Source organism: Microbacterium gallinarum (genome assembly GCF_014837165.1).
Lineage (GTDB): Bacteria > Actinomycetota > Actinomycetes > Actinomycetales > Microbacteriaceae > Microbacterium > Microbacterium gallinarum.
This window is the reverse complement of the sequence record NZ_JACSPM010000003.1, coordinates 60953-83720: the sequence shown is the minus strand read 5'-3', so window position 1 is coordinate 83720 and position 22768 is coordinate 60953. Positions and strand designations below refer to the sequence as shown.

The following is a 22768-nucleotide window of genomic DNA, read 5'->3' as shown; positions in this document are numbered from 1 at the left end:
GGCATCGTCAGCGCTTCTCGAGCTCCTCGGCGACGAGGAAGGCGAGCTCCAGGCTCTGCATGTGGTTGAGGCGCGGGTCGCACAGCGACTCGTAGCGGGTCGCGAGGGTGGCCTCGTCGATCTGCTCGGAGCCGCCGAGGCACTCGGTGACGTCGTCGCCGGTGAGCTCGACGTGGATGCCGCCGGGGAACGTGCCGACGGCACGGTGGGCCTCGAAGAAGCCGCGCACCTCGTCGACGACGTCGTCGAAGCGGCGCGTCTTGTACCCGGTCGGCGTCGTGATCCCGTTGCCGTGCATCGGGTCGGTGACCCACAGCGGGGTCGCACCCGAGTCGCGCACGGCCTCGAGCAGCGGCGGCAGCGCGTCGCGGATCTTGCCCGCGCCCATGCGCGTGATGAACGTGAGGCGTCCCGGCTCGCGGTTCGGGTCGAGCTTGTCGATCAATGCCAGCGCCGTCTCGGGCGAGGTCGTCGGGCCGAGCTTCACGCCGATGGGGTTGCGGATCTTCGAGAAGTAGTCGACGTGCGCGCCGTCGAGGTCGCGTGTGCGCTCGCCGATCCACAGGAAGTGCGCCGACGTGTTGTAGGGCAGGCTCGTGCGCGAGTCGATGCGGGTCATCGGACGCTCGTAGTCCATCAGCAGACCCTCGTGGCCGGTGTAGAACTCGACGCGCTTGAGCTCGTCGAAGTCGGCGCCGGCGGCCTCCATGAACTTGATCGCGCGGTCGATCTCGGTGGCGAGGCGCTCGTACTGCTGGTTGGCCGGGTTCTGCGCGAACCCCTTGTTCCAGGAGTGCACCTCGCGCAGGTCGGCGAAGCCACCCTGCGTGAACGCGCGGATGAGATTGATGGTCGACGCGGCCGTGTGGTACCCCTTCAGCAGCCGCTGCGGGTCGGCCTGACGCGAACCCTCGGTGAAGTCGTAGCCGTTGACGATGTCGCCCCGGTAGGCCGGCAGCGTCACGTCGCCGCGGGTCTCGGTGTCGCTCGAGCGCGGCTTGGCGAACTGACCCGCCATGCGCCCCATCTTCACGATCGGCATCGACGCGCCGTACGTGAGCACGACCGCCATCTGCAGGACGGTCTTGATGCGGTTGCGGATCTGCTCCGCCGTCGCACCCGCGAACGTCTCGGCGCAGTCGCCGCCCTGGAGCAGGAACGCCTGCCCGGATGCGGCACGGCCGAGCTTCTCGCGCAGGTTGTCGACCTCACCGGCGAACACGAGCGGCGGGAGGGTGGCCAATTCCGCCGACACCGTGGCGACGGCGTCGGCGTCCGACCACATGGGCTGCTGCTTGATGGGCAGATTCCGCCAGTGGTCGAGGCTGTCGAGCTGCTGGAGCATCCCTCGATTCTATCCGGGGCGGACGGGGACCGACGCCGTGTGACGAGCGCTCAGCGCGAGGACGTGAGACGGTCCTTCACGGTCGACGCGTAGACGTCGTCGTACTGCTGCTCGCCGAGCCGCTGCAGCGCGACCATGATCTCGTCGGTGATCGACCGCAGGATGTAGCGGTCGCCCTCCATTCCGGCGAAGCGCGAGAAGTCGAGCGGCTCGCCGATGACGACTCCGACGCGCACGACGTTCGGCAGTCGCTGGCCTATCGGCATCATCGTGTCGGTGTCGACCATCACCACCGGCACGACGGGCACGTGGGCCTCGAGCGCCATGCGGGCGATGCCGGTGCGCCCCCGGTAGAGCTTGCCGTCGGGGCTGCGCGTGCCCTCCGGGTAGATGCCCAGCAGCTCGCCGCCGCCCAGCACCTGAAGGCCGGTGTTGAGGGATGCCTCGGACGCCTTGCCGCCGGAGCGGTCGATGGGCAGCTGGCCGGTGCCCTTGAAGAACATCCGGGTCGCCCAGCCCTTGAGGCCCTTGCCGGTGAAGTAGTCGCTCTTCGCCAGGAACGCCACCCGACGGTCGATCATGAGCGGGAGGATGACCGAGTCGACGAACGAGAGGTGGTTGCTCGCGAGGATCGCACCGCCCTCGGCGGGGACGTTGCGCCGGCCGACGATCCATGGGCGGAAGATCGCCTTGACGATCGGCCCGACCACGACGTACTTCATCAGCCAGTAGAACATCGCTAGACCTCCCGGCCCGCCAGATCGGCCGCTCCGATGAGACCCGCGTCGTTGACGAGCTGCGCGATCGCGAACTCCGCGACCGGACGGTCGCCGTACCCGGGCAGCGACGTCTCGTACGCCAGCCGCACGGGCGCGAGGAGGTCCTCGCCGAGCTGGGCCACTCCCCCGCCGATCACGAAGAGCTCCGGGTCGAGCACGGCCTGGAATCCTCCGCAGGCCTCGCCGAGAGCGGTCGCGACGCGCCGCAGGGCCTCCGTGGCCCCCGGGTCGCCGGCCAGCACGAGTCGCGAGACGGCGGGGCCGCTGATGGTGCCGGTCTCGGTGCGCAGGTCGGCCAGCGCCGCGCCGATGCCGCCTGCGTCGGCGATGGCGTTGGCCTCGCGCTGCAGTGCACGGCCGGAGGCGTACTGCTCGAGGCATCCGTTCTGTCCGCAGCCGCACCGCAGACCGTCGCGGGTGAAGCGGGTGTGGCCGAGCTCAGCGGCGATGCCATGCCCGCCGCGGAAGAGCTCGCCGTCGAGGACGATCGCTCCGCCGACGCCGGTGCCCATCGTGAGCATGACCATGTTGTCGACGTCCCGCCCGGCGCCGAAGCGGAACTCGGCCCAGCCAGCGGCGTTGGCATCGTTCTCGATCGCGATGGGCACCTCGAGGCCGGCCTCGAGCGTCGCCTTGAGCGGCTCGTTGCGCCACGCGATGTTCGGCGCATGGATCACGGTCGCCCGGTCGCGGTCGATGAACCCCGCGGCTGCGACGCCGACCGCCGCGACATCGTGCCCGGCGCCGAAGTGCCGGGCCATGTCGATGACGGCATCCGCAAGGGCGCGGGTGTCTGCGGGGGTGTCCACCCGGACCTTCTCGAGGATGCGGCCGTCCTGGTCGACGACGCCTCCCGCGATCTTCGTCCCGCCGATGTCGATCCCGACCTTGAGCACCGCACTCCCTCTCCGGCCGGCGCAGGCGCGACGGCGCGTTGCAGTCTATCGGCGCGTCGGCGTCCACACCCCTGCTGGTGCGCCGCCTCGAGCCGATTAGACTCGGATGAGATCCACCCGAGATTCTTTTTTCCGGTACCGAAGGAGCTGCCGTGGTCCAATTCGAAGTCCCCGCGATCGTCCCCGCCGACCCGCAGGCGAACGTCACCGATCTGCTCGCCGACAGGGTCAAGGCGACCCCGCAGCTCGCACTGTTCGCCGTGCCCGAGGGCGAGGGCTGGCGCGACATCACCGCCGCCGATTTCGAGAAGCAGGTGATCGCCCTGGCGAAGGGGTTCGTCGCCGCCGGCATCGGGCCCGGCGACAAGGTCGCCTTCATCGCGCGCACCACCTACGACTGGACGCTCGTCGACTTCGCGCTGTTCTATGCCGGGGCGGTCATGGTCCCGGTGTATGAGACGAGCTCGCCGTCGCAGATCTCGTGGATCCTCACCGACTCCGGTGCCATCGCGTGCATCAGCGAGTCGCCCGACCACACCGCGCGTCTCGACGAGGTGCGCGCCGAGCTTCCGCTCGTCCGCGCCACGTGGGAGATGGCGCGCGGCGACCTCGACAAGCTCGTCGCCGACGGCAAGGACGTCTCCGACGACGAGATCCAGCGCCGCCGTCACCTGGCCAACGGCGCCGACATCGCCACCCTGATCTACACCTCCGGCTCGACCGGCCGCCCCAAGGGGTGCGTGCTCACGCACAGCAACTTCGTCGAGCTGTGCCGCAACTCGGCGAAGGCGCTGAACGAGGTCGTCGCCAAGCCGGGCGCGTCGACGCTGCTGTTCATCACGACGGCGCACATCTTCGCCCGCTTCATCTCGGTGCTGAACATCCACGCCGGCGTCAAGACGGGTCACCAGCCCGACACCAAGCAGCTCCTGCCCGCGCTCGGCTCGTTCAAGCCGACGTATCTCCTCGCCGTGCCGCGCGTGTTCGAGAAGGTCTACAACTCGGCCGAGCAGAAGGCCGAAGCGGGCGGCAAGGGAAAGATCTTCCGCGCCGCGGCCCACACCGCCGTCGAGCACTCCACGCTGCTGCAGGACGGCAAGAAGGTGCCGTTCATGACGAAGATCAAGTTCGCGCTCTTCGACAAGCTCGTCTACAGCAAGCTGCGTGCCGCGATGGGCGGCAACGTCGAGTACGCCGTCTCGGGCTCGGCTCCGCTCGGGCCGCGCCTGGGCCACTTCTTCCACAGCCTCGGCGTGACGATCCTCGAGGGCTACGGCCTCACCGAGACCACCGCCCCCGCGACGGTCAACCTCGCGACCAAGTCGAAGATCGGCACGGTCGGCCCGGTCCTGCCGGGCGTCGGCATCCGCCTCGGTGAGGACGACGAGATCCAGGTGCGCGGCATCAACGTCTTCAAGGAGTACTGGCGCAACCCCGAGGCGACGGCCGCGGCGTTCGACGGCGACTGGTTCAAGACGGGCGACATCGGCTCGTTCGACGAGGAGGGCTTCCTCAAGATCACCGGCCGCAAGAAGGAGATCATCGTGACGGCCGGCGGCAAGAACGTCGCGCCCGCCGCGCTCGAAGACCCGATCCGCGCCAACCCGATCGTCGGCCAGGTGGTCGTCGTCGGCGACCAGAAGCCGTTCATCTCGGCACTCGTCACGCTCGACCCCGAGATGCTGCCGACGTGGCTCGCGAACAACAACCTGCCGGGCGACATGTCGCTCGCCGATGCCGCGAAGAACCCCGACGTGCGCGCCGAGGTGCAGCGGGCGATCGACCACGCCAACAAGTCCGTCTCGCGCGCCGAGTCGATCCGCAAGTTCACGATCCTCGACAGCGAGTGGACCGAGGCGAGCGGGCACCTGACACCGAAGATGAGCATCAAGCGCAATGTGATCATGGACGACTTCGCAGCCGAGATCGTCGAGCTCTACAGCGCTCCCGTGAACACGAGCAACGTCTCGCTCAAGTGACGCCATGACGAAGCCCCGGACCTCCACGAGGTCCGGGGCTTCGTCGTTCGGCCGCTCTGCGAGCGAAGCGAGACGACACGCCGGGCACCGATGCAGGACGTCGGCCCCGTGTCAGAACCAGTCCGACTCGCGGATCTCGCGCATTGCGATCTTGCGCTCCTCGGGCGTGAGCCGCCGCAGGTAGAGCATGCCGTCGAGGTGGTCGGTCTCATGCTGGAGCGCCTGGGCCATCAGCCCGTCGCCCTCGAGCACGACCTCGTTTCCGTCGAGGTCGGTGCCGACGACCTTCGCGTGCGGATAGCGCACGGCGTCGTGCCACAGGCCGGGCACCGAGAGGCATCCCTCGCCGATCGCCTCGGGCTCGCCCGAGACCTCGACGAGCACCGGGTTGAGCACGTAGCCGATCACGCCGTCGACGTTGTAGCTGAAGGCGCGCAGACCGACGCCGATCTGCGGCGCGGCGACACCCGCGCGGCCGGGCAGCTCGACGGTGTCGAGCAGATCGCGCACGAGCGCGCGCACGCCGTCATCGACCTCGTCGATGGGCGCGCACACGGAGGTGAGGACCGGGTCGCCGAAGACCCGGATCGGACGGACCGACACGCCGGGCCTCAGGCGGCCGATGCCGACGGGACGGAGCGCAGGCCTTCGACCACCGAGGCGGCGAGTTCGCGGGCCGCAAGGCGCGTCTCGGGGTGCAGGTCGCGGAACACGATCGCGCTGCCCGCGGCGATGTGGGCGTCGTACGGCATGCGCACGACGCCGCGCACGCGGGTGCGGAAGTGAGACTCGAGCTCTTCCAGCTGCACCAGCGGATTGCCCGGGCGCGAGTTGTTCAGCACCACGATGGCGTTGCGCACCTTGGCCGCGTGACCGTTCGTCTCGAGCCACGTGAGCGTCTCGGACGCCAGCCGCGCCTCATCGACACTCAGTCCGGCGACGATCACGAGCTGGTCGGCGAGCTCGAGGGTCGCCCCCATGACGGAGTGGACGATGCCGGTGCCGGTGTCGGTGAGGACGACCGAGTAGTAGTGAGCGGCGAGCCCGGCCACGTCTCGGTAGTCGGAGTCGCTGAAGGCCTCGGACACGCGCGGGTCGGAGTCCGACGCCACGACGTCGAGGCGCGTCTCGTCGCGCGCGACGATGCCCGACAGGTCGTTGAAGCCGACGACATCGCCCCGGATGCGCACGAGATCCCGGACGGTCTTGCCGCTCGAGCGGGCGATGCGCTCGGCGAGCGTGCCGCGGTCGGGGTTGGCGTCGACGGCGATGACCCGGTCGTCGCGTGCATCGGCCAGCGCCATGCCGAGGAGCGTCGTGACGGTGGTCTTGCCGACGCCGCCCTTGCGTGAGAGCACCGGCACGAACCGGGCGCCGCCGGCGAGCGGTGCGGCGATGCGGCGGTCGAGCTCCTTGCGGGCGCGGGCGCGCTTGCCGTCGCCGAGGTTGATGCGACGGCCGGAGATCGAGTAGACGAGGTGCTGCCAGTAGCCTTCGGGCTCGGAGCGCACGATGTGGTGCGGGTCGAGCAGGCGGTCGGCGGTGAGCAGGTCGGCCGTCTCGCGGTCGGCCTCGAACTCGCCCAGGCGCTTCGACGTCAGCGTGACGTCGGGGCGCGGGTACCCCGCGCGCTCGACGGCCTGGGGTCGGTCGGCCGCCTCGCTCTGCGCGGCCGCGCGGGCAGCGGGCGCCGGGGCAGCCGCAGCGGGCGCGGCGGCCGCGGCGGGAGCGGGAGCGATGATGTCGTCGAACGACGACGCGGGAGCGGATGCCGCGGCCGCCGGCGCCTCGGCGGGGGCGGCGACCACGTCGGTCTCTTCGAACACCTCGTCGGCGTCCGCGATGTCTTCGATGGGCTCCCAGTCCTCGACGCCGTCCTCGACGGTCCAGTCCTCCGCGCCTGCGGCGGTCTCGACGATCTCCGCCTCCGCGGTGTCTGCCGGGATCTCGACCACGAACGGAACCTCGTCGCCGATCACGTCGTCGTCGACCAGGTCGTCATCCGACTCGGACGGCATCTCGACGCTCACCTGGGCGGTCGAGCCGCCCAGGATGCCGAAGCCCGCGGTCTCGAGGCTGCCCGTGTCGGACAGCACGCCGTTCTCGGATTCTTCGGGCGTGTGGTCGGGTCGATCAGGCGTCACTGCGGAGTTCTCCAAGACAGGGGAGGCGATTGCGGGCGGGTGCCACCCTCCAGATTACTGGGCAGGACGTATGACGACCAAAAGGTCTCCGGCGTCGACCTGCTGAGTCTCGCCGATCGCGAGGCGCTCGATGACGCCGTCGACGGGCGCGGTGATGGCCGCTTCCATCTTCATCGCCTCGATCGACGCGATCGGCTGACCCGCGGTGACGGTGGCGCCGACCGCGGCCTTGAGGGTGACGACGCCGGCGAACGGCGCGGCCACCTGACCCGGTTTGGAGGTGTCGGCGCGCTCGGCCTGCTTGACGTCGACCTTGATGCTGCGGTCGCGGACGAACACCGGCCGGAGCTGGCCGTTGAGCGTCGTCATGACGGTGCGGATGCCCTTCGCGTCGGCTTCGCCGATCGCCTCGAGGCCGACATAGAGCTGCACGCCCGGATCGATCTCGGCGATGTGCTCCTCCCCCGGCTTGAGGCCGTAGAGGTAGTCGGGAGTGCCGAGGGCAGACAGGTCGCCGTACGTCTCGCGGTTCTTCTCGAACTCGCGGGCGGGGGCCGGGAAGAGCAGCCGGTTCAGCGTGCGACGGCGGTCGGCGCCGTCGCCGGCCAGCCCGGCGCGCTCCTCGTCGGTGAGCGGCGGCACGTCGATCGACACCTCGCGGCCCTCGAGCACCTTGGTGCGGAAGGGCTCGGGCCATCCGCCCGGCAGATCGCCCAGTTCGCCCGCCATGAACCCGACGACCGAGTCGGGGATGTCGTAGTTGCGCGGGTTCTGCTCGAAGTCGGCGGGGTCGGCCTTCGCCGCGACGAGGGCGAGGGCCAAGTCGCCGACGACCTTCGACGACGGCGTGACCTTCGGGATGCGGCCGAGGATGCGGTCGGCGGCGGCGTACATGTCCTCGATGAGCTCGAAGTCGTCCGCCAGGCCGAGCGCGATGGCCTGCTGGCGGAGGTTCGACAGCTGCCCGCCGGGGATCTCGTGGTGGTAGACGCGACCGGTGGGCGCATCGAGACCCGACTCGAACGGCCGGTACAGGTGACGCACGCCCTCCCAGTACGGCTCGAGATCGCTGACCGCCTGCAGGCTGAGCCCGGTGTCGCGGTCGGTGTGCGCCAGGGCGGCGACGAGAGCCGAGAGCGACGGCTGGCTGGTCGTGCCCGACATGGGGGCGGCCGCGGCATCCACAGCATCCACTCCCGCGGCGCTTGCAGCGAGCAGCGTCGCGAGCTGTCCTCCGGCGGTGTCGTGCGTGTGCAGGTGCACCGGCAGGTCGAATCGCTCGCGCAGCGCGCTGACGAGCTTCGCGGCGGCGGCGGGACGGACGAGGCCCGCCATGTCCTTGATCGCGAGGATGTGCGCGCCCGACTCGACGATCTGCTCCGCGAGGCGAAGGTAGTAGTCGAGCGTGTAGAGCTTCTCCGACGGGTCGAGCAGGTCGGACGTGTAGCACAGCGCGACCTCGGCGATCGCGGTGCCGGTGGCGCGTACGGCGTCGATCGCCGGGCGCATCTGCGACACGTCGTTGAGCGCGTCGAAGATCCGGAAGATGTCGACGCCGGTGGTCGCGGCCTCCTGCACGAAGGCCTCGGTCACCTCGACCGGGCGCGGCGTGTAGCCCACCGTGTTGCGGCCGCGCAGGAGCATCTGGATCGGGATGTTGGGCATCGCGGTGCGCAGCGCCTCGAGGCGCTCCCACGGGTCTTCGGCGAGGAAGCGCAGCGCGACGTCGTAGGTCGCGCCGCCCCAGGCCTCGACCGAGAGCAGCTGCGGAGTCATGCGGGCCACGTGGGGACCGACGCGCACGAGGTCGCGCGTGCGCACCCGGGTCGCGAGCAGCGACTGGTGCGCGTCGCGGAACGTCGTCTCGGTGACGGCGAGGGCGCTCTGCTCGCGCAGTGCACGGGCGAAGCCCTCGGGTCCGAGCTCGCGCAGCCGGTCGAGCGTTCCCGCCGGCGCCGCGGCCGCCAGATCGATCGCGGGGAGCTTGCTGCCGGGCGAGACCGACACCGGCTTCTCGCCGTACGGCCGGTTGACCGTCACGTCACCGAGCCACGCCAGGAGCTTCGTCGCACGGTCGCGCGACGGGTTGCTCGAGAGCAGCTGCGGGCGCTCGTCGATGAACGACGTGCTCACGTCGCCGGCGACGAAGGCGGCGTCGTCGAGCACAGCACGCAGGAAGGGGATGTTCGTCGCGACGCCGCGGATGCGGAACTCGGCGAGAGCGCGGCGGGCGCGGGCGACGGCGGCCGGGAAGTCCCGCCCGCGACACGTCAGCTTCGCGAGCATCGAGTCGAAGTGCGGGCTGATCTGCGAGCCTGCGGCCGTCGTGCCTCCGTCGAGGCGGATGCCGGCGCCACCGGGCGACCGGTACGTCGTGATGCGTCCGGTGTCGGGACGGAAGCCCTGTGACGGGTCCTCGGTCGTGATGCGGCACTGCAGCGCGGCGCCGCGCAGCTGGATGCGGTCCTGCGTCAGGCCCAGGTCGGCCAGCGTCTTGCCTGCGGCGATGAGCATCTGCGACTGCACGAGGTCGACGTCGGTGACCTCTTCGGTGACGGTGTGCTCCACCTGGATGCGCGGGTTCATCTCGATGAAGACGACCTCGCCGGCGCGAGGGCCGGCCGTCTCGAGCAGGAACTCGACCGTGCCGGCGTTCTGGTACCCGATGGACCGTGCGAACGCGACGGCGTACCCGTGCAGCGCGTCACGCACCGCGGGGTCGAGGTTCGGGGCCGGGGCGATCTCGATGACCTTCTGGTGGCGGCGCTGCACCGAGCAGTCGCGCTCGAAGAGGTGCACCGTCTCGCCCGACGTGTCGGCGAGGATCTGCACCTCGACGTGCCGCGGGCGCTGCACCGCCTGCTCGAGGAAGACGCGGGCGTCGCCGAACGCGCTGCCCGCCTCGCGCATGGCCTCGGCGAGGGCGGGGGCGAGTTCGCCGGGCTGCTCGACGCGGCGCATGCCGCGCCCGCCTCCGCCTGCGACGGCCTTCACGAAGATCGGGAATCCGATGTCGTCGGCCTGCGCGAGGAGCGTGTCGACGTCGTCGGATGCCTCGGTCGAGCGCAGCACCGGAACGCCGGCGGAGACCGCGTGGTGCTTCGCGGTGACCTTGTTGCCGGCCATCTCCAGCACGTGGGCGGGCGGGCCGATGAAGGCGATGCCGTTCGCGGCCGCCTGCTCGGCGAGCTCAGGGTTCTCGGAGAGGAAGCCGTAGCCGGGGTAGATGGCGTCGGCGCCGGACTCTTTCGCGACGCGGATGATCTCGGCGACATCGAGATAGGCGCGGACCGGATGCCCCTTCTCGCCGATCTCGTAGGACTCATCGGCCTTCTGCCGGTGAAGCGAACCACGATCCTCGAAGGGGAACACCGCGACCGTGCGCGCCCCGAGCTCGTAGGCGGCGCGGAAGGCTCGGATGGCGATTTCGCCACGGTTCGCGACGAGGATCTTGCGGAACATTCGACCTCCGGGTGCGGCGATGCGTGCGGGCCTGAGTGTGTTCTCAGCCTAGGGGAAGGTAACGTGGTGCCTTGTGCACGTCCTTTCCGTCAGCTCGCTCAAGGGAGGCGTCGGCAAGACGACCGTGACCCTCGGACTCGCGTCGGCGGCCTTCGCCCGCGGTGTCCGCACGCTCGTCGTCGACCTCGACCCGCAGTCCGACGTCTCGACGGGCATGGACATTCAGGTGGCAGGCCGCCTGAATGTCGCCGATGTCCTCGCGAACCCCAAGGAGAAGACGGTCCGCCAGGCCATCACCTCCAGCGGGTGGGCCAAGGTGCACCCTGGCACGATCGACGTCATGATCGGCAGCCCCTCGGCGATCAACTTCGACGGACCGCACCCGAGCGTCCGCGACGTGTGGAAGCTCGAAGAGGCGCTCGCGACGATCGAGGCCGACTACGATTTGGTCCTCATCGACTGCGCGCCGTCGCTCAACGCCCTGACGCGCACCGCGTGGGCGGCCAGCGACCGCGTGATCGTGATCACCGAGCCCGGCCTGTTCTCGGTCGCCGCCGCCGACCGCGCCCTCCGCGCGATCGAGGAGATCCGCCGCGGCCTCTCCCCCCGTCTCCAGCCGCTCGGCATCGTCGTCAACCGTGTGCGTCCGCAGTCGATCGAGCACCAGTTCCGCATCAAGGAGCTGCGCGACATGTTCGGCCCGCTCGTGCTGAGCCCGCAACTGCCCGAGCGCACCTCCCTGCAGCAGGCACAGGGCGCGGCCAAGCCGCTGCACATCTGGCCGGGCGACTCGGCGCAGGAGCTGGCGGCCGACTTCGACTCGCTGCTCGACCGGGTCATGCGCACCGGGCGCATCCCCGTGCCGGGCGAAGCGCGGGCCTGACCCCGTCAGACCGGGCCCGCCTCAGAGCGGTCCGAGGGCGCCTGCGCCCCGCCGCACCTCGAAGACCAGCTGCGTCTCGGTCTTCGTGACCGCCGGGTGGCTCGTGATGTGCTCGAGGATCAGGTCGCGCAACCGCTCGGGACTCGCCACCGCCAGATGCAGGTGGAAGTCGTTGTCACCGGCGACGTGCACCACCGACAGCGCCCCCGGGATCTCGACCAGCCGGTCGAACAGCTCGTCGATGTGCACGCGGCTGTGACTCGAGAGGTGCACCTGCACCACCGCCTGGATCGGGCGCCCGACCGCCGCAAGGTCGACGCGGGCGTTGATGCTCGAGATGACGCCGCTGTCGCGCAGCGCGCGCACCCGGTATGCGCACGTCGACTCGGCGAGTCCGACGCGCGCCGCCAGCGCCGCATTGGTCATCCGTCCGTCCTCGACGAGGGCGGCGAGGATCGCGCGGTCGAATGCGTCGAGCGAGACCGCTTGCGGATTCTTCGAAGACGAGACCACCGGATGCCTCCACTTTGGGGATTCTTCAATCAACGATGACGATACGGCATCACAGTCGCGGTTCCGCTTGCTTGGATCTGCGATATCGCCGACGATCAGGGCATGACACCGAACTCGCTGCACCCTGACAGCCTTGCGGTGCACGCCGGCCGCGAAGACCTCGCCGAGCTCGGAGTGCACGCGCTCCCCCTCGACCTCTCGTCGACGAACCCCCTCCCCGGCATCGACGTCGGCGGCCTCTCGTACGAGGTGCTCGCCACCGGCGGCCACCCGTTCGAGGGCGGATCGAACGTCTACGCGCGCCTCTGGAACCCCACGGTCGCGCGGTTCGAGCAGGCGCTCGCCCGGCTCGAGCACGCCGAGGAGGCCGTCGCGTTCTCCTCGGGCATGGCCGCCGTGACCGCCGTGCTCCTCGCGCTGTCGCACGAGCAGGGCAAGCGTCACGTCGTCGCGGTGCGCCCGCTGTACGGCGGCACCGACCACCTGCTCGCGTCGGGCCTGCTCGGCGTCGAGGCCACCTACTGCACTCCGGATGCCGTGGCCGCCGCCGTGCGCCCCGACACCGCCCTGGTCATCCTCGAGTCTCCCGCCAACCCGTCCCTCGAGCTCGTCGACATCCGTGCGGTCGTCGCCGCCGCGGGCGACGTGCCCGTGCTCGTCGACAACACGTTCGCGACGCCCGTGCTGCAGCATCCGCTCGATCTCGGCGCCGCCATCTCGCTGCACAGCGCGACCAAGTACCTCGGCGGCCACGGCGACGTGGTCGGCGGCGTCGTCGCGTGCGACGCATCGACCGCGGCGGCCCTGCGCCGCACCCGCGCCATCACGGGCGCGATCATGCACCCGCTCGCGGCCTACCTGCTGCACCGCGGCCTGACGACGCTGCCCGTGCGCATGCGCGCGCAGCAGGAGGGCGCCCGCACGGTGGCGACCTGGCTGACGACGCGTCCCGAGGTCACCCGCGTGCACTTCCCGGAGTTCGCCGAGTGCGACCCCCAGGGCCTCATCGGCACGCAGCAGTCGGGTCCGGGCGCGATGATCGCGATCGAGCTCGCCGGCGGCTTCGACGCCGCGAGCGAGCTGACCGCCGCCGTCGAGCTCTTCACCCACGCCGTGTCGCTCGGCAGCGTCGACTCGCTCATCCAGCACCCCGCGGCGCTCACGCATCGGCCGGTGCAGTCGGAGGCCAAGCCTTCCGACGCGCTGGTCCGCCTGTCGATCGGGCTCGAGAACCCCGACGACCTGATCGCCGACCTCGAGCAGGCGTTCGCCCGCTCGCGGGTGCTCGAGCACTCCGCGGCCGAGCGCGTCTGACGCAGAAGCGGCGTCCGAAGACGGAAAAGGGCGGGCTCCCCCACGGGGGCCCGCCTTCTTCGTCGTCGGGTCGCGTCGAGCCGCTACGCGGAGCGTGAGGCGCGACGCATCGCGAGCTCGTCGAGGGCGTCGGGCGCCTGCGCCTCGAAGGCCACGAGCTCGGTCTCGACCTCGCGCAGCACCTTGCCGACGGCGATGCCGAAGACGCCCTGACCGCGGCTGACGAGGTCGATGACCTCGTCGTTCGACGTGCACAGGTACACGGAAGCGCCGTCGCTCATCAGCGTCGTGCCGGCGAGATCGCGGATGCCGGCGGCACGGAGCTGATCGACGGCGGTGCGGATCTGCTGCAGCGAGATGCCGGTGTCGAGCAGGCGCTTCACGAGCTTGAGCACGAGGATGTCACGGAAGCCGTAGAGCCGCTGGGATCCTGAACCGCTCGCGCCGCGCACGGTCGGCTCGACCAGCTCGGTGCGCGCCCAGTAGTCGAGCTGGCGGTAGGTGATGCCGGCGGCGCGTGCCGCCACCGCACCGCGGTAGCCGACCTCGTCGTCCATGGCGGGGAGCCCGTCGGTGAAGAGGAGCTCCGCGACGAACGGCTCATTGTCGGCCGCTTCTCGAGCAGTCATGCTCGCCCCCCTCCGGACTCGGATACTTCCACGCTAGATGAGCCACCCCACTCCGTCTACGACATCGGCTTCGACGGCCCCGGCGTGTCGCGCGATCGGCGGCTCGGATCGCTCAGGTGAGCAGCCGGTCCAGCGCCGACCGGACGAAGATCGCGCGCACCTCGTCGAGCCGCTTCGCCAGTTCCGGCGCGAGCTCTCCGGCGCGGCCGCGGGACGAGGCATCCGTCCGCCGCAGCAGGGGCGAGAGCGCCTGCTCGACCAGGGCGACGTCGCGTTCGGCGTTCTGCCGCAGTGCGCGCACGTGGCGCGGCTCGATGCCGTGGCGGTCGAGAGCGACGAGCGCGCGGAGCAGCGCGACGGACTGCTCGGTGTACGAGTCGGAGCCGATGAGCACGCCGGTGCTGATCGCGTCGTTGAGCAGCTGGGGCGCCGCGCCGGCGGCGGCGAGCAGCTCGTCGCGGCGGTAGCGGCGCGGCGCGGGCACGATCGACGGCGGCGAGACTGCCGTCGGCGTGGCCGGCTCGCGGCCGGCATCGACGTCTTCGAGGTACTCGCGGATCACCACGAGCGGCAGGTAGTGGTCGCGCTGGAGCGTGAGCGCCAGACGCAGCCGCTCGAGGTCGGCCTGCGAGAACTTGCGGTAGCCGGACTCGGTGCGCACGGGCGTGACGATGCCCTGCACTTCGAGGAAGCGGAGCTTGCTCGAGGTCAGCGACGGGAACTCGGGCGACAGGCGCGCGAGGACCTGGCCGATGCTGAGAAGCCCCGCGGACGACGATCGTTCGCGGGCGGATGCAGCCGGCATCACCCGTCCGCGGCCTGAGCGAGATCGGCGGGCGAGACGAAGAAGTTGAGGCGGAACTTGCCGATGCGCAGCTCGGCGCCGTTGCGCAGGACCGCCCGGTCGACCCGCTCGCCGTTGACGTACGTGCCGTTGAGCGAGCGCTGGTCGACGAGCTCGAACGAGGTGCCGGTGCGCGTGATCTCGGCGTGACGACGCGAGACCGTGACGTCGTCGAAGAAGATGTCGGCTTCGGGATGCCGGCCGACCGTCGTCACATCGGTGTCGAGCAGGTAGCGGGCTCCGGCCGTCGGACCGGACCGCACGAGGAGCAGCGCAGCGCCGGTGGGAAGGGCGTCGATCGCCTCGAGCTCGGCAGTCGCCAGCTCACTTCCGAACGGCACGAACGAGAGGTCGGAATCATGTCCGAAGGTCTGCGTCGTGTCGGTCCCGCGATCGGACTCGGCCGACTCGGGGTCTGCACCGGATGCCCGGCGGATGTCGCCCTCGTCAGGTCGGCGGTGTTCCTCCACGGTGGTCCTCCTCTGCGTGCAAGCCTATCCGATCACCTCGCCGGCGAAAGGCCGGGAATCGGCGCGACGCGCGGATCCGCTTTGTTTCGCCTGATGTCGGGTCGCGTGATTCGGGCGAGCAGCCGACCTAACGTGGTGGAGACCGAAACTACGAGAAGGAGTCCCGCCGTGTCGAGCCAGCACCGCCACATCCCGCCCCTCCAGGTGCGTGAGCGTGCGGCGTGCATGTGCGACGTCGGCGACGCGTGCTCCTCCTACGCTCCCGGGCACGCGCTGCACCTCATCCAGTCACGCCTGGCGTCGGCGACGCCCTCGGACTGGAGCGACGGGATCGTCGAGTCGGCGGATGCCGCGACGGGCACCATCGTCGTGCGGGACCTGACGAGCGCGGCCCCGATCACGGTGTGGAACGGCGCGGGCGCCGCACGCGCGCTCACGCCCGGCACGCCGGTGGCGGTGCACGGCCGCTACAACGTGCTCGCGGTGGGCCGCGAGCACTTCAACATCGCACGGTGATGCCGCGGCTCAGGTCGCCTTCATGATCATGTCCCGGACGGCCATGCAGGCATCCATGCAGGCCTTGCAGGACTGAGCGCACATTTTGCAGACCTCGCTGTGGTCGGCGTGCTCCATGCACTCGTCCATGCAGGTCTGGCACATCGCGATGCACGCGTCGAGCATCGCCATCATCGACGCCGGGGTCATGCCCTGCATCCGCATCATGGCGCGCATCATCGTGTTGCACATGTCCGCGCAGTTCATGCATGCGGGAGCACACGACATCATCTGCGTGGAGCACACCGTGCACGCCTGCTCGCAGGCCGAGCAGGCGTCCATACACGCCTGCAGCACCGACATGTCCATCGTCGCCATGCCGGGCATCGACATCATGTCCTTAGACATGGCCTCCATCATCGTGGAATCCATCTGCCCACCTCGCTTCCGTGTTCGTCCGCGGGCAGGGGTGCCCGCCTGCGGTCAGGCTACTCGCGCGTCCGGCGGCTGAGAAGGTCTTGGCTAGGCTCGATCACGTGATGTCACACGGAATTCACACGGCCCTTCCCGCCCGCGTCCTCGCCCTCGCTGCGGCCCTGCTCGTGGCCTTCGCGCTGCTGCTGGTTCCGGCATCCCCCGCGCACGCGCACGACGAGCTGATCGGCAGCAGCCCGTCCGCCGACTCGACCGTCGAGGGCGTTCCGGCGCAGCTGGCGCTGACGTTCAGCGGTGCGATCGCGACCGACGCGGGCGCGTCGGAGGTGGCCGTGACGGATGCCGCGGGCACGTCGCTCATCGACGGCGCACCGACCGCGCAGGACAACGTGCTGACCCAGCCGCTCACGGGCGAGGCATCCGGTGAGATCACCGTCCTGTGGAAGGTCGTCTCGAGCGACGGCCACCCCATCTCGGGCCGGTTCGCGTTCACCGTGACGCCCGCGTCCACTCCGACCCCGACCGCCACCGGCACCCCGGCGCCGACTCCGACTCCGACCGAGACGTCCGAGCCCACGCAGGAGCCCACTGCGACGCCGTCGGCCACCGTGCCGGCGGACTCCGAGACGACCGGCTCCGATGTGTGGCCCTGGGTGCTCGTCGGCATCGTGGTGATCGCCCTCGGCGGCGGCATCGCCTACCTGCTGGTGTCGCGCGCACGTCGCGAGAAGACCCTCGCCGACAACCGCGGGCGGGCGCTCGGGGGGGCTCCCGGGCCCGACTCCGACGCCTCCGCCGAGCGATAGGCTTGCAGTCATGCCCCATTACGACGTCGCTATCCTCGGCGCGGGCCCCGGCGGGTACGTCGCGGCTGTCCGCAGCGCACAGCTCGGCCTCTCCGTCGCCATCATCGAAGAGAAGTATTGGGGCGGTGTCTGCCTCAATGTGGGCTGCATCCCCTCGAAGGCACTCCTGAAGAACGCCGACCTCGCGCACCAGTTCACCCACAAGGCCGATCTGTTCGGCATCTCCGGCGACGTGAAGTTCGACTTCGGAGTCGCGTGGGACCGCAGCCGCACCGTGGCCGACACCCACGTCAAGGGCATCCACTACCTGATGAAGAAGAACAAGGTCACCGAGTACGAGGGCCGCGGTTCGTTCACCGGGCCCAACGCCATCACGGTGACCAAGGCCGACGGCTCCACCGACGAGGTGACCTTCGACAACGCGATCATCTCGACCGGCTCCACGGTGCGTCTGCTGCCCGGCGTCGAGATCGGCGGCAACATCGTCACGTACGAGGAGCAGATCCTCGCTCGCGACCTGCCCGAGTCCATCGTCATCGTCGGCGCCGGCGCCATCGGCATGGAGTTCGCCTTCGTGATGGTCAACTACGGCGTCAAGGTCACGATCATCGAGTTCCTCGACCGTGCGCTGCCCAATGAGGACGCCGACGTCTCGAAGGAGATCGCGCGTCAGTACAAGAAGTACGGCGTCGACATCCTCACCTCGACCAAGGTGGAGACCGTCACCGACCAGGGCGACAAGGTGACCGTGACCTACACCGCCAAGGACGGCACCGCCGGCTCGATCGAGGCCGACAAGGTCATGATGTCGATCGGCTTCGCCGCCAACGTCGAGGGCTTCGGCCTCGACAAGACCGGCGTGAAGCTCACCGACCGCGGTGCCATCGACATCGACGACCACATGCGCACCAGCGTGCCGCACATCTACGCGATCGGCGATGTGACCGCCAAGCTGCAGCTGGCCCACGTGGCCGAGGCGCAGGGCGTGGTCGCCGCCGAGACCATCGGCAAGGCCGAGACGATGACCCTCGGCGACTACCGCATGATGCCGCGCGCGACGTTCTGCTCGCCGCAGGTGGCCTCGTTCGGTCTCACCGAGCAGCAGGCGCGCGACGCGGGCTACGACGTCAAGGTCGCGAAGTTCCCGTTCTCTGCCAACGGCAAGGCCAACGGCCTGGGCGAGCCGATCGGCTTCGTCAAGCTCATCGCCGACGGCGAGCACCTCGAGCTGCTCGGCGGCCACCTCATCGGACCCGATGTGTCGGAGCTCCTCCCCGAGCTGACGCTCGCTCAGAAGTGGGACCTCACGGCCCTCGAGGCGGCGCGCAACGTGCACACGCACCCGACCCTGTCGGAGGCCGTGCAGGAGGCGTTCCATGGCCTCGCCGGCCACATGATCAACCTGTAGATCACCCGATCACGACGAAGGCCCCGGCATCCCGCCGGGGCCTTCGTCGTTCCCGGTCGCCGAGCGTGCCCGGCCGTGGAGCGTCGCGGGCGAGACGACGCACCCCGCCCCCGTGGCGCACCACCCGTCAGCGCCGGAGCACGAGCAGCGAGCTCGTCGCCGTCGCGAAGGCCGTGCCCGCGGCATCCTCCACCACTCCCTCGGCGAAGATCACGCGCGAACCCTGCTTCACCACACGACCCCGCGCCCGCAGCAGCCCGGTGCTCGACAGGATCGGGCGCAGGTACGACACGGTGAGATCGATCGAGGTGTAGCCGACCCCCGCCTCGAGGGTCGTGTGCGCTGCGCAGCCCACGACGGTGTCGAGCAGCGTGCATGCCACGCCGCCGTGCACCATTCCGAGCACGTTGTAGTGGTACTCCGCCGGCTCGCACTCGAACACGACCTCGCCGGGATCGGCCGAGACGATGCGGAAGTCGAGGAGCCGCGCGATGGGCGGCGCGGGGAACTCGCCCCCGATGAGGGCGCGCAGGTAGGTGAGGCCGTCGAGCGTCTGCGACGCCGCGAGCGGCGGAGCCGGGTCGTCCCAGTCGAAGGTGCGGGTGCGCGACGTGTCGGTCATGCGCTCACCCTAGAGCCACCCCGCCGACGGCCGCGCCCCTCCGGGAAGCGACCGAAGCGCGGCGAACCGGCCGGCGCCGCGGCGTCAGTGCCCCAGCGCTCGCGCGAGCTTCGAATCGGATGCCGCGGCCCGCGCTCCCGCGGCATGAGCCGCGTCCGCGACCGCGGCGAAGAACTCCCGGCGCTCCTCCGCGTCGGCGGGCCCGGCAGGGCCGAGCTCGATCTCCCACTCATGCCACTCGTGCTCGATCCCCGAGCGCTCGTCGCGCGTGCGCACGTGGTCGTCCGCCACCTCCGCCACGACCTCGCCCCCGGGCGAGAGCAGGAAGTACGCGACGCGCTCGTTGCGGATGCGGGCGAGCGGTGTGAGCGCCGCGTCACCGACGACGGCGCCGACCTCGGCGCGCGCGCCGGCGGGCACCTCGTCGGCCTCGCCGAGCGGCCAGTGCAGCTCGACGCGTCCGCCATCCGCCCCGCGCGGACCCTTGATATGCCAGCCGGCGTCGGGCCCGCCGGTGCGCCGCCGCAGTGCGTAGCCGGCACGAGCCAGTGCGACATCGGCGGTGTCGAGGTAGGTCGCGTCGAGCGACCGCGGCTCGCCGGCGCCCACCGACGCGACGCCCGGCAGCGCCGACCAGTCCGGCAGGGCGACGCCGTCATCGACATCGAACTTCAGCTCGATCTCGACCGAGCGCGAGGGCGCGGCCCCGGGGCGGGGGTCAGCGTCGCTCACTCGCCGAGTCGGTGTAGGGGTCGATGTCGTCCTGCGCCTCGACGAACCAGAACTCGGCCTCGGTCGGGCCGTCGGCCTCCCCGGTGCGCTCCAGGTCGCCCTTGCGGGCGTAGACGACCTGCGTCTCGCTGTACGGGACGATGAGTCGGTCGAGGTCGGGGTTCTCGAGCGGCAGGAGCTGCCCGTCGAGCGGACCTCCGTGAAGTCGTGCGATAGCCATGTGCCGAGCCTAGACCCGCGCCGACGGCCGGGACCCGCCCTTGACGCGGGCGTTTCGCGCGTTCCGGCGACCGCACGAGTGCAAGCGTTTTCATCTTCGCGCCCTAGAATCACTCGCGTGAAGGCCATCCGAACGTTCACCGTCCGCCCTGTCCTCTCCGAAAGCCTCGCCCCACTCGACCGCCTCGCGTCGAACTGGCGCTGGTCATGGAGCCGCGCGACGCACGCCCTCTTCGCCTCGATGGATCCGGCGCTGTGGGACGAGATCGGCGCCAACCCCGCGCGCATGCTCGGCGCCCTGGGCCAGGAGCGCCTCGACGAGCTCGCGCGAGACGAGGCCTTCGTTCAGCGTGTGCACGCCGAGGACGAGCGCCTCACCGCGTATCTCGACGGCGACCGCTGGTTCCAGCACCTCGAGGGGCCGAAGCCTGCGCACATCGCCTACTTCTCCCCCGAGTTCGGCGTCGACGGATCGCTCCCCCAGTACTCGGGCGGACTCGGCATCCTGGCCGGCGACCACCTCAAGAGCGCCTCCGACCTGGGCGTGCCGCTCACCGGCGTCGGACTGTTCTACCGGGCCGGCTACTTCCGCCAGTCCATCGGCGACGACGGGTGGCAGCGCGAGAGCTACCCCCTGCTCGATCCGTACGGCCTCGGCCTCACGCTGCTGCGCGAATCCGACGGCTCGCCCGTCGAGATCGCCCTCGACCTCCCCTCCGACCGGCGCCTGTACGCACGCGTGTGGGTCGCCGACATCGGCCGCATCCCGCTGCTGCTGCTCGACTCCGAGACGCCCTCGAACTCCGACGAGATGCGCCGGGTCACCGACCGCCTCTACGGCGGCGGCGGTGAGCACCGCCTGCTGCAGGAGCTCCTCCTCGGCGTCGGCGGCGTGCGCGCGGTGCGCGCGTTCTGCCGCATCACCGGCCGCCCCACGCCGGACGTCTACCACACGAACGAGGGGCACGCCGGGTTCCAGGGACTCGAGCGGATGTCCGAGCTCATCACCCACGACGGTCTCGGCTTCGATGCCGCGCTCGCTCAGGTGCGGGCATCCACGGTCTTCACGACGCACACACCCGTCCCCGCCGGCATCGACCGCTTCCCCCGCGACCTCATCGCCGACTTCCTCGCGAGCGGACTGTTCCAGAACCTCGACGCCGGTCGCGCGATCGCCCTCGGCCTCGAGACCTGGGACGGCGGCGACCAGAGCGTCTTCAACATGGCGGTCCTCGGGCTGCACCTCGGCCAGCACGCCAACGGCGTGTCCGAGCTGCATGGCGAGGTCAGCCGGGGAATGTTCGGGATGCTGTGGCCCGGCGTCGACACCGACGAGGTGCCCATCACCTCGATCACCAACGGCGTGCACGCTCCGACCTGGGTGCACCCCGCGCTCAAGGCGGTCAGCGAGCGCGCGTTCGGCGACGCGCACACCGACGCCCATGACTGGACGAACCGCGAGGCCGTCACCGACGCCGAGCTGTGGGGCGTGCGCCAGCAGATGAAGGGCGAGCTCGTCGCCGAGGCTCGGCGGCGCGTCGCGGCCGGCGTCGGCAACGGCCACACCCCGTCGTGGATCGCGGACCTGCTCGACCCCGAGGTGCTGACGATCGGCTTCGCGCGGCGCGTGCCGACGTACAAGCGGCTCACGCTCATGCTGCGCGAACCCGAGCGGCTGACGAAGCTCCTCACCGACCCCGAGCGGCCGGTGCAGATCGTGATCGGCGGCAAGTCGCACCCGGCCGACGACTCGGGCAAGATCCTCATCCAGCAGCTCGTGCGCTTCAGCCGCGACCCGAAGGTGCGCGGGCGCATCGTGTTCCTGCCCGATTACGACATCTCGCTCGCGAAGGGCCTCTACCCTGGCTGCGACGTCTGGCTCAACAACCCGCTGCGCCCGCTGGAGGCGTGCGGGACCAGCGGCATGAAGGCCGCGCTCAACGGCGTGCTGAACCTCTCGATCCTCGACGGCTGGTGGGACGAGTGGTACGACGGCGAGAACGGCTGGGCCATCCCGACCGCCGACACCGCGTCGAACGACGAGGAGCGCGACGACGCCGAGGCATCCGCTCTCTACGACCTCATCGAGCACCAGCTCGTGCCGCGGTTCTACGAGCGTGAGGGAGGCATCCCGCTGCGCTGGCTGTCGATGGTGCGCCACACGATGACCGAGCTGGGCAAGAAGGCGACGAGCGACCGTATGGTGCGCGACTACGTCACGCGCCTGTACGTGCCGGCCGCCGAGCACGACGGCGCCCTGCGTGCCGACGGCTTCGCCGAGGCCCGTGCCCTCGCGGACTTCGTGCGGCGGGTGACGGATGCCTGGCCCCGCGTCTCGGTCGCCGGCGTCGACTCCTCGGGCATCCCCGCCCAGGCGCAGGCGGGCGACACGCTCGAGGTGCGCGCCGAGGTGCGGCTCGACGGGCTCTCGCCCGACGACGTCGCCGTCGAGCTGGCATACGGCCGCACGGACGAGGACGACGCGCTCGCGCGCGACCACTCCGTGCACCGGCTCGAGCCCGCCGGCCCGGCCGTCGACGGCGTGACGACGTTCACGGGCGCGCTCCCCCTGACGGTGACGGGCACGTTCGGCTACACCGTGCGCGTGGTGCCCTCGCATCCGCAGCTGGTGTCCCCGGTCGAGCTCGGCCTGGTGACCTACCCGGTCTGACACCGGCGCCGGGTTCCCGACGTCGCAGAATCGGAGATCGTCGGCGACACGCCGTGCGCCGCAGCCCGGCGGCGGCGTGTCGCCCGGGATCTCCGACGTTGCGACGCCGCCGGGGACACCGC

General features: G+C 70.5%; 21 protein-coding genes. 7 read left to right on the top strand and 14 right to left on the bottom strand.

Annotated elements, in window-relative coordinates; translation table 11 throughout:
• Positions 1-7: 7 nt before the first annotated feature.
• From H9622_RS09890 to H9622_RS09880, 3 genes are read right to left on the bottom strand one after another with little or no spacing between them, the layout of a single operon-like run.
• The gene (locus H9622_RS09890) at positions 8-1345 is read right to left on the bottom strand and encodes a class II 3-deoxy-7-phosphoheptulonate synthase (protein ID WP_191766234.1); all 1338 of its coding nucleotides are present in this window, start codon (positions 1343-1345) and stop codon (positions 8-10) included.
• 50 nt (positions 1346-1395) lie between these two features.
• A complete protein-coding gene (locus H9622_RS09885; protein ID WP_191766233.1) occupies positions 1396-2082 on the bottom strand; it encodes a lysophospholipid acyltransferase family protein in 687 nt (228 codons plus the stop codon).
• A 2-nt stretch (positions 2083-2084) separates the two neighbouring features.
• A complete protein-coding gene (locus tag H9622_RS09880; RefSeq protein WP_191766232.1) occupies positions 2085-3020 on the bottom strand; it encodes an ROK family glucokinase in 936 nt (311 codons plus the stop codon).
• Between the two features lie 152 nt (positions 3021-3172).
• On the opposite strand from H9622_RS09880, the gene H9622_RS09875 reads away from it, so the two are divergent.
• Positions 3173-4999: an AMP-dependent synthetase/ligase gene (locus H9622_RS09875; RefSeq protein ID WP_191766231.1), complete on the top strand. Its 1827-nt coding sequence runs from the start codon at positions 3173-3175 to the stop codon at positions 4997-4999.
• A gap of 111 nt (positions 5000-5110) precedes the next feature.
• On the opposite strand, the gene H9622_RS09870 is transcribed toward H9622_RS09875, so the two are convergent.
• The 3 genes from H9622_RS09870 to H9622_RS09860 are packed head-to-tail and all read right to left on the bottom strand — an operon-like array spanning position 5111 to position 10605.
• Entirely contained in the window at positions 5111-5602 is a 492-nt protein-coding gene (locus H9622_RS09870) for a peptide deformylase (protein WP_191766230.1), read from the bottom strand.
• Between the two features lie 8 nt (positions 5603-5610).
• The gene (locus H9622_RS09865) at positions 5611-7143 is read right to left on the bottom strand and encodes a MinD/ParA family ATP-binding protein (protein ID WP_191766229.1); all 1533 of its coding nucleotides are present in this window, start codon (positions 7141-7143) and stop codon (positions 5611-5613) included.
• Between the two features lie 54 nt (positions 7144-7197).
• Positions 7198-10605, bottom strand: coding sequence for a pyruvate carboxylase (locus H9622_RS09860; RefSeq protein WP_191766228.1), 3408 nt, complete (start codon positions 10603-10605; stop codon positions 7198-7200).
• A 73-nt stretch (positions 10606-10678) separates the two neighbouring features.
• Between H9622_RS09860 and H9622_RS09855 the strand changes: the two genes are divergently transcribed.
• Positions 10679-11488, top strand: coding sequence for a ParA family protein (locus H9622_RS09855; protein ID WP_056119365.1), 810 nt, complete (start codon positions 10679-10681; stop codon positions 11486-11488).
• Positions 11489-11509: 21 nt separating this feature from the next.
• On the opposite strand, the gene H9622_RS09850 is transcribed toward H9622_RS09855, so the two are convergent.
• Complete coding sequence (locus H9622_RS09850; protein WP_318247080.1) at positions 11510-12001, bottom strand: Lrp/AsnC family transcriptional regulator; 492 nt, start codon at positions 11999-12001, stop codon at positions 11510-11512.
• 102 nt (positions 12002-12103) lie between these two features.
• On the opposite strand from H9622_RS09850, the gene H9622_RS09845 reads away from it, so the two are divergent.
• Positions 12104-13315, top strand: a complete 1212-nt coding sequence (locus H9622_RS09845; RefSeq protein ID WP_191766227.1) for a trans-sulfuration enzyme family protein — start codon at positions 12104-12106, stop codon at positions 13313-13315.
• A gap of 83 nt (positions 13316-13398) precedes the next feature.
• Here the strand turns inward: H9622_RS09845 and H9622_RS09840 are convergent, their stop codons facing one another.
• The 3 genes from H9622_RS09840 to H9622_RS09830 all read right to left on the bottom strand — a co-directional run bounded on the left by H9622_RS09840 (position 13399) and on the right by H9622_RS09830 (position 15258).
• Positions 13399-13944 (bottom strand): MerR family transcriptional regulator, encoded by a 546-nt coding sequence (locus H9622_RS09840; RefSeq protein WP_191766226.1) that lies wholly within the window; start codon positions 13942-13944, stop codon positions 13399-13401.
• 112 nt (positions 13945-14056) lie between these two features.
• Positions 14057-14749 carry a transcriptional regulator FtsR gene (gene ftsR / locus H9622_RS09835; protein WP_191766225.1) on the bottom strand — a complete coding sequence of 231 codons (693 nt, stop codon included), beginning with the start codon at positions 14747-14749 and terminating at the stop codon, positions 14057-14059.
• A complete protein-coding gene (locus H9622_RS09830) occupies positions 14749-15258 on the bottom strand; it encodes an FHA domain-containing protein (protein WP_191766224.1) in 510 nt (169 codons plus the stop codon). The genes ftsR and H9622_RS09830 overlap by 1 nt, the downstream gene beginning before the upstream one ends.
• A 168-nt stretch (positions 15259-15426) precedes the next feature.
• On the opposite strand from H9622_RS09830, the gene H9622_RS09825 reads away from it, so the two are divergent.
• Complete coding sequence (locus H9622_RS09825) at positions 15427-15774, top strand: hypothetical protein (protein WP_318247079.1); 348 nt, start codon at positions 15427-15429, stop codon at positions 15772-15774.
• Between the two features lie 9 nt (positions 15775-15783).
• Here the strand turns inward: H9622_RS09825 and H9622_RS09820 are convergent, their stop codons facing one another.
• Positions 15784-16185 (bottom strand): hypothetical protein, encoded by a 402-nt coding sequence (locus H9622_RS09820; RefSeq protein WP_191766223.1) that lies wholly within the window; start codon positions 16183-16185, stop codon positions 15784-15786.
• Positions 16186-16292: 107 nt separating this feature from the next.
• Here H9622_RS09820 and H9622_RS09815 point away from each other — a divergent pair, with 107 nt between their 5' ends.
• Together H9622_RS09815 and lpdA are read left to right on the top strand one after the other, a co-directional pair.
• Positions 16293-16994 carry a copper resistance CopC family protein gene (locus tag H9622_RS09815; protein ID WP_191766222.1) on the top strand — a complete coding sequence of 234 codons (702 nt, stop codon included), beginning with the start codon at positions 16293-16295 and terminating at the stop codon, positions 16992-16994.
• Positions 16995-17004: 10 nt separating this feature from the next.
• Positions 17005-18402 (top strand): dihydrolipoyl dehydrogenase, encoded by a 1398-nt coding sequence (gene lpdA / locus H9622_RS09810; RefSeq protein ID WP_191766221.1) that lies wholly within the window; start codon positions 17005-17007, stop codon positions 18400-18402.
• Between the two features lie 127 nt (positions 18403-18529).
• Here the strand turns inward: lpdA and H9622_RS09805 are convergent, their stop codons facing one another.
• The 3 genes from H9622_RS09805 to H9622_RS09795 form a co-directional block, all read right to left on the bottom strand.
• A complete protein-coding gene (locus H9622_RS09805) occupies positions 18530-19024 on the bottom strand; it encodes a PaaI family thioesterase (RefSeq protein ID WP_191766220.1) in 495 nt (164 codons plus the stop codon).
• A gap of 84 nt (positions 19025-19108) precedes the next feature.
• Positions 19109-19756, bottom strand: a complete 648-nt coding sequence (locus H9622_RS09800) for a CYTH domain-containing protein (protein ID WP_191766219.1) — start codon at positions 19754-19756, stop codon at positions 19109-19111.
• Positions 19743-19976 (bottom strand): response regulator, encoded by a 234-nt coding sequence (locus H9622_RS09795; protein WP_191766218.1) that lies wholly within the window; start codon positions 19974-19976, stop codon positions 19743-19745. Before H9622_RS09795 ends, H9622_RS09800 begins: the two co-directional genes overlap by 14 nt.
• Before the next feature lie 117 nt (positions 19977-20093).
• On the opposite strand from H9622_RS09795, the gene glgP reads away from it, so the two are divergent.
• Positions 20094-22646, top strand: a complete 2553-nt coding sequence (gene glgP, locus H9622_RS09790) for an alpha-glucan family phosphorylase (RefSeq protein ID WP_191766217.1) — start codon at positions 20094-20096, stop codon at positions 22644-22646.
• The last annotated feature ends 122 nt before the right edge of the window (positions 22647-22768 follow it).

Coding starts and splice junctions, on each gene's coding strand:
- H9622_RS09845 (WP_191766227.1), top strand. CDS start 12,104: ATGACACCGAACTCGCTGCACCCTGACAGCCTTGCGGTGCACGCCGGC.
- H9622_RS09805 (WP_191766220.1), bottom strand. CDS start 19,024: ATGACCGACACGTCGCGCACCCGCACCTTCGACTGGGACGACCCGGCT.
- H9622_RS09860 (WP_191766228.1), bottom strand. CDS start 10,605: ATGTTCCGCAAGATCCTCGTCGCGAACCGTGGCGAAATCGCCATCCGA.
- H9622_RS09885 (WP_191766233.1), bottom strand. CDS start 2,082: ATGTTCTACTGGCTGATGAAGTACGTCGTGGTCGGGCCGATCGTCAAG.
- ftsR (WP_191766225.1), bottom strand. CDS start 14,749: ATGCCGGCTGCATCCGCCCGCGAACGATCGTCGTCCGCGGGGCTTCTC.
- H9622_RS09820 (WP_191766223.1), bottom strand. CDS start 16,185: ATGGATTCCACGATGATGGAGGCCATGTCTAAGGACATGATGTCGATG.
- H9622_RS09890 (WP_191766234.1), bottom strand. CDS start 1,345: ATGCTCCAGCAGCTCGACAGCCTCGACCACTGGCGGAATCTGCCCATC.
- lpdA (WP_191766221.1), top strand. CDS start 17,005: ATGCCCCATTACGACGTCGCTATCCTCGGCGCGGGCCCCGGCGGGTAC.
- H9622_RS09795 (WP_191766218.1), bottom strand. CDS start 19,976: ATGGCTATCGCACGACTTCACGGAGGTCCGCTCGACGGGCAGCTCCTG.
- H9622_RS09840 (WP_191766226.1), bottom strand. CDS start 13,944: ATGACTGCTCGAGAAGCGGCCGACAATGAGCCGTTCGTCGCGGAGCTC.
- H9622_RS09815 (WP_191766222.1), top strand. CDS start 16,293: ATGTCACACGGAATTCACACGGCCCTTCCCGCCCGCGTCCTCGCCCTC.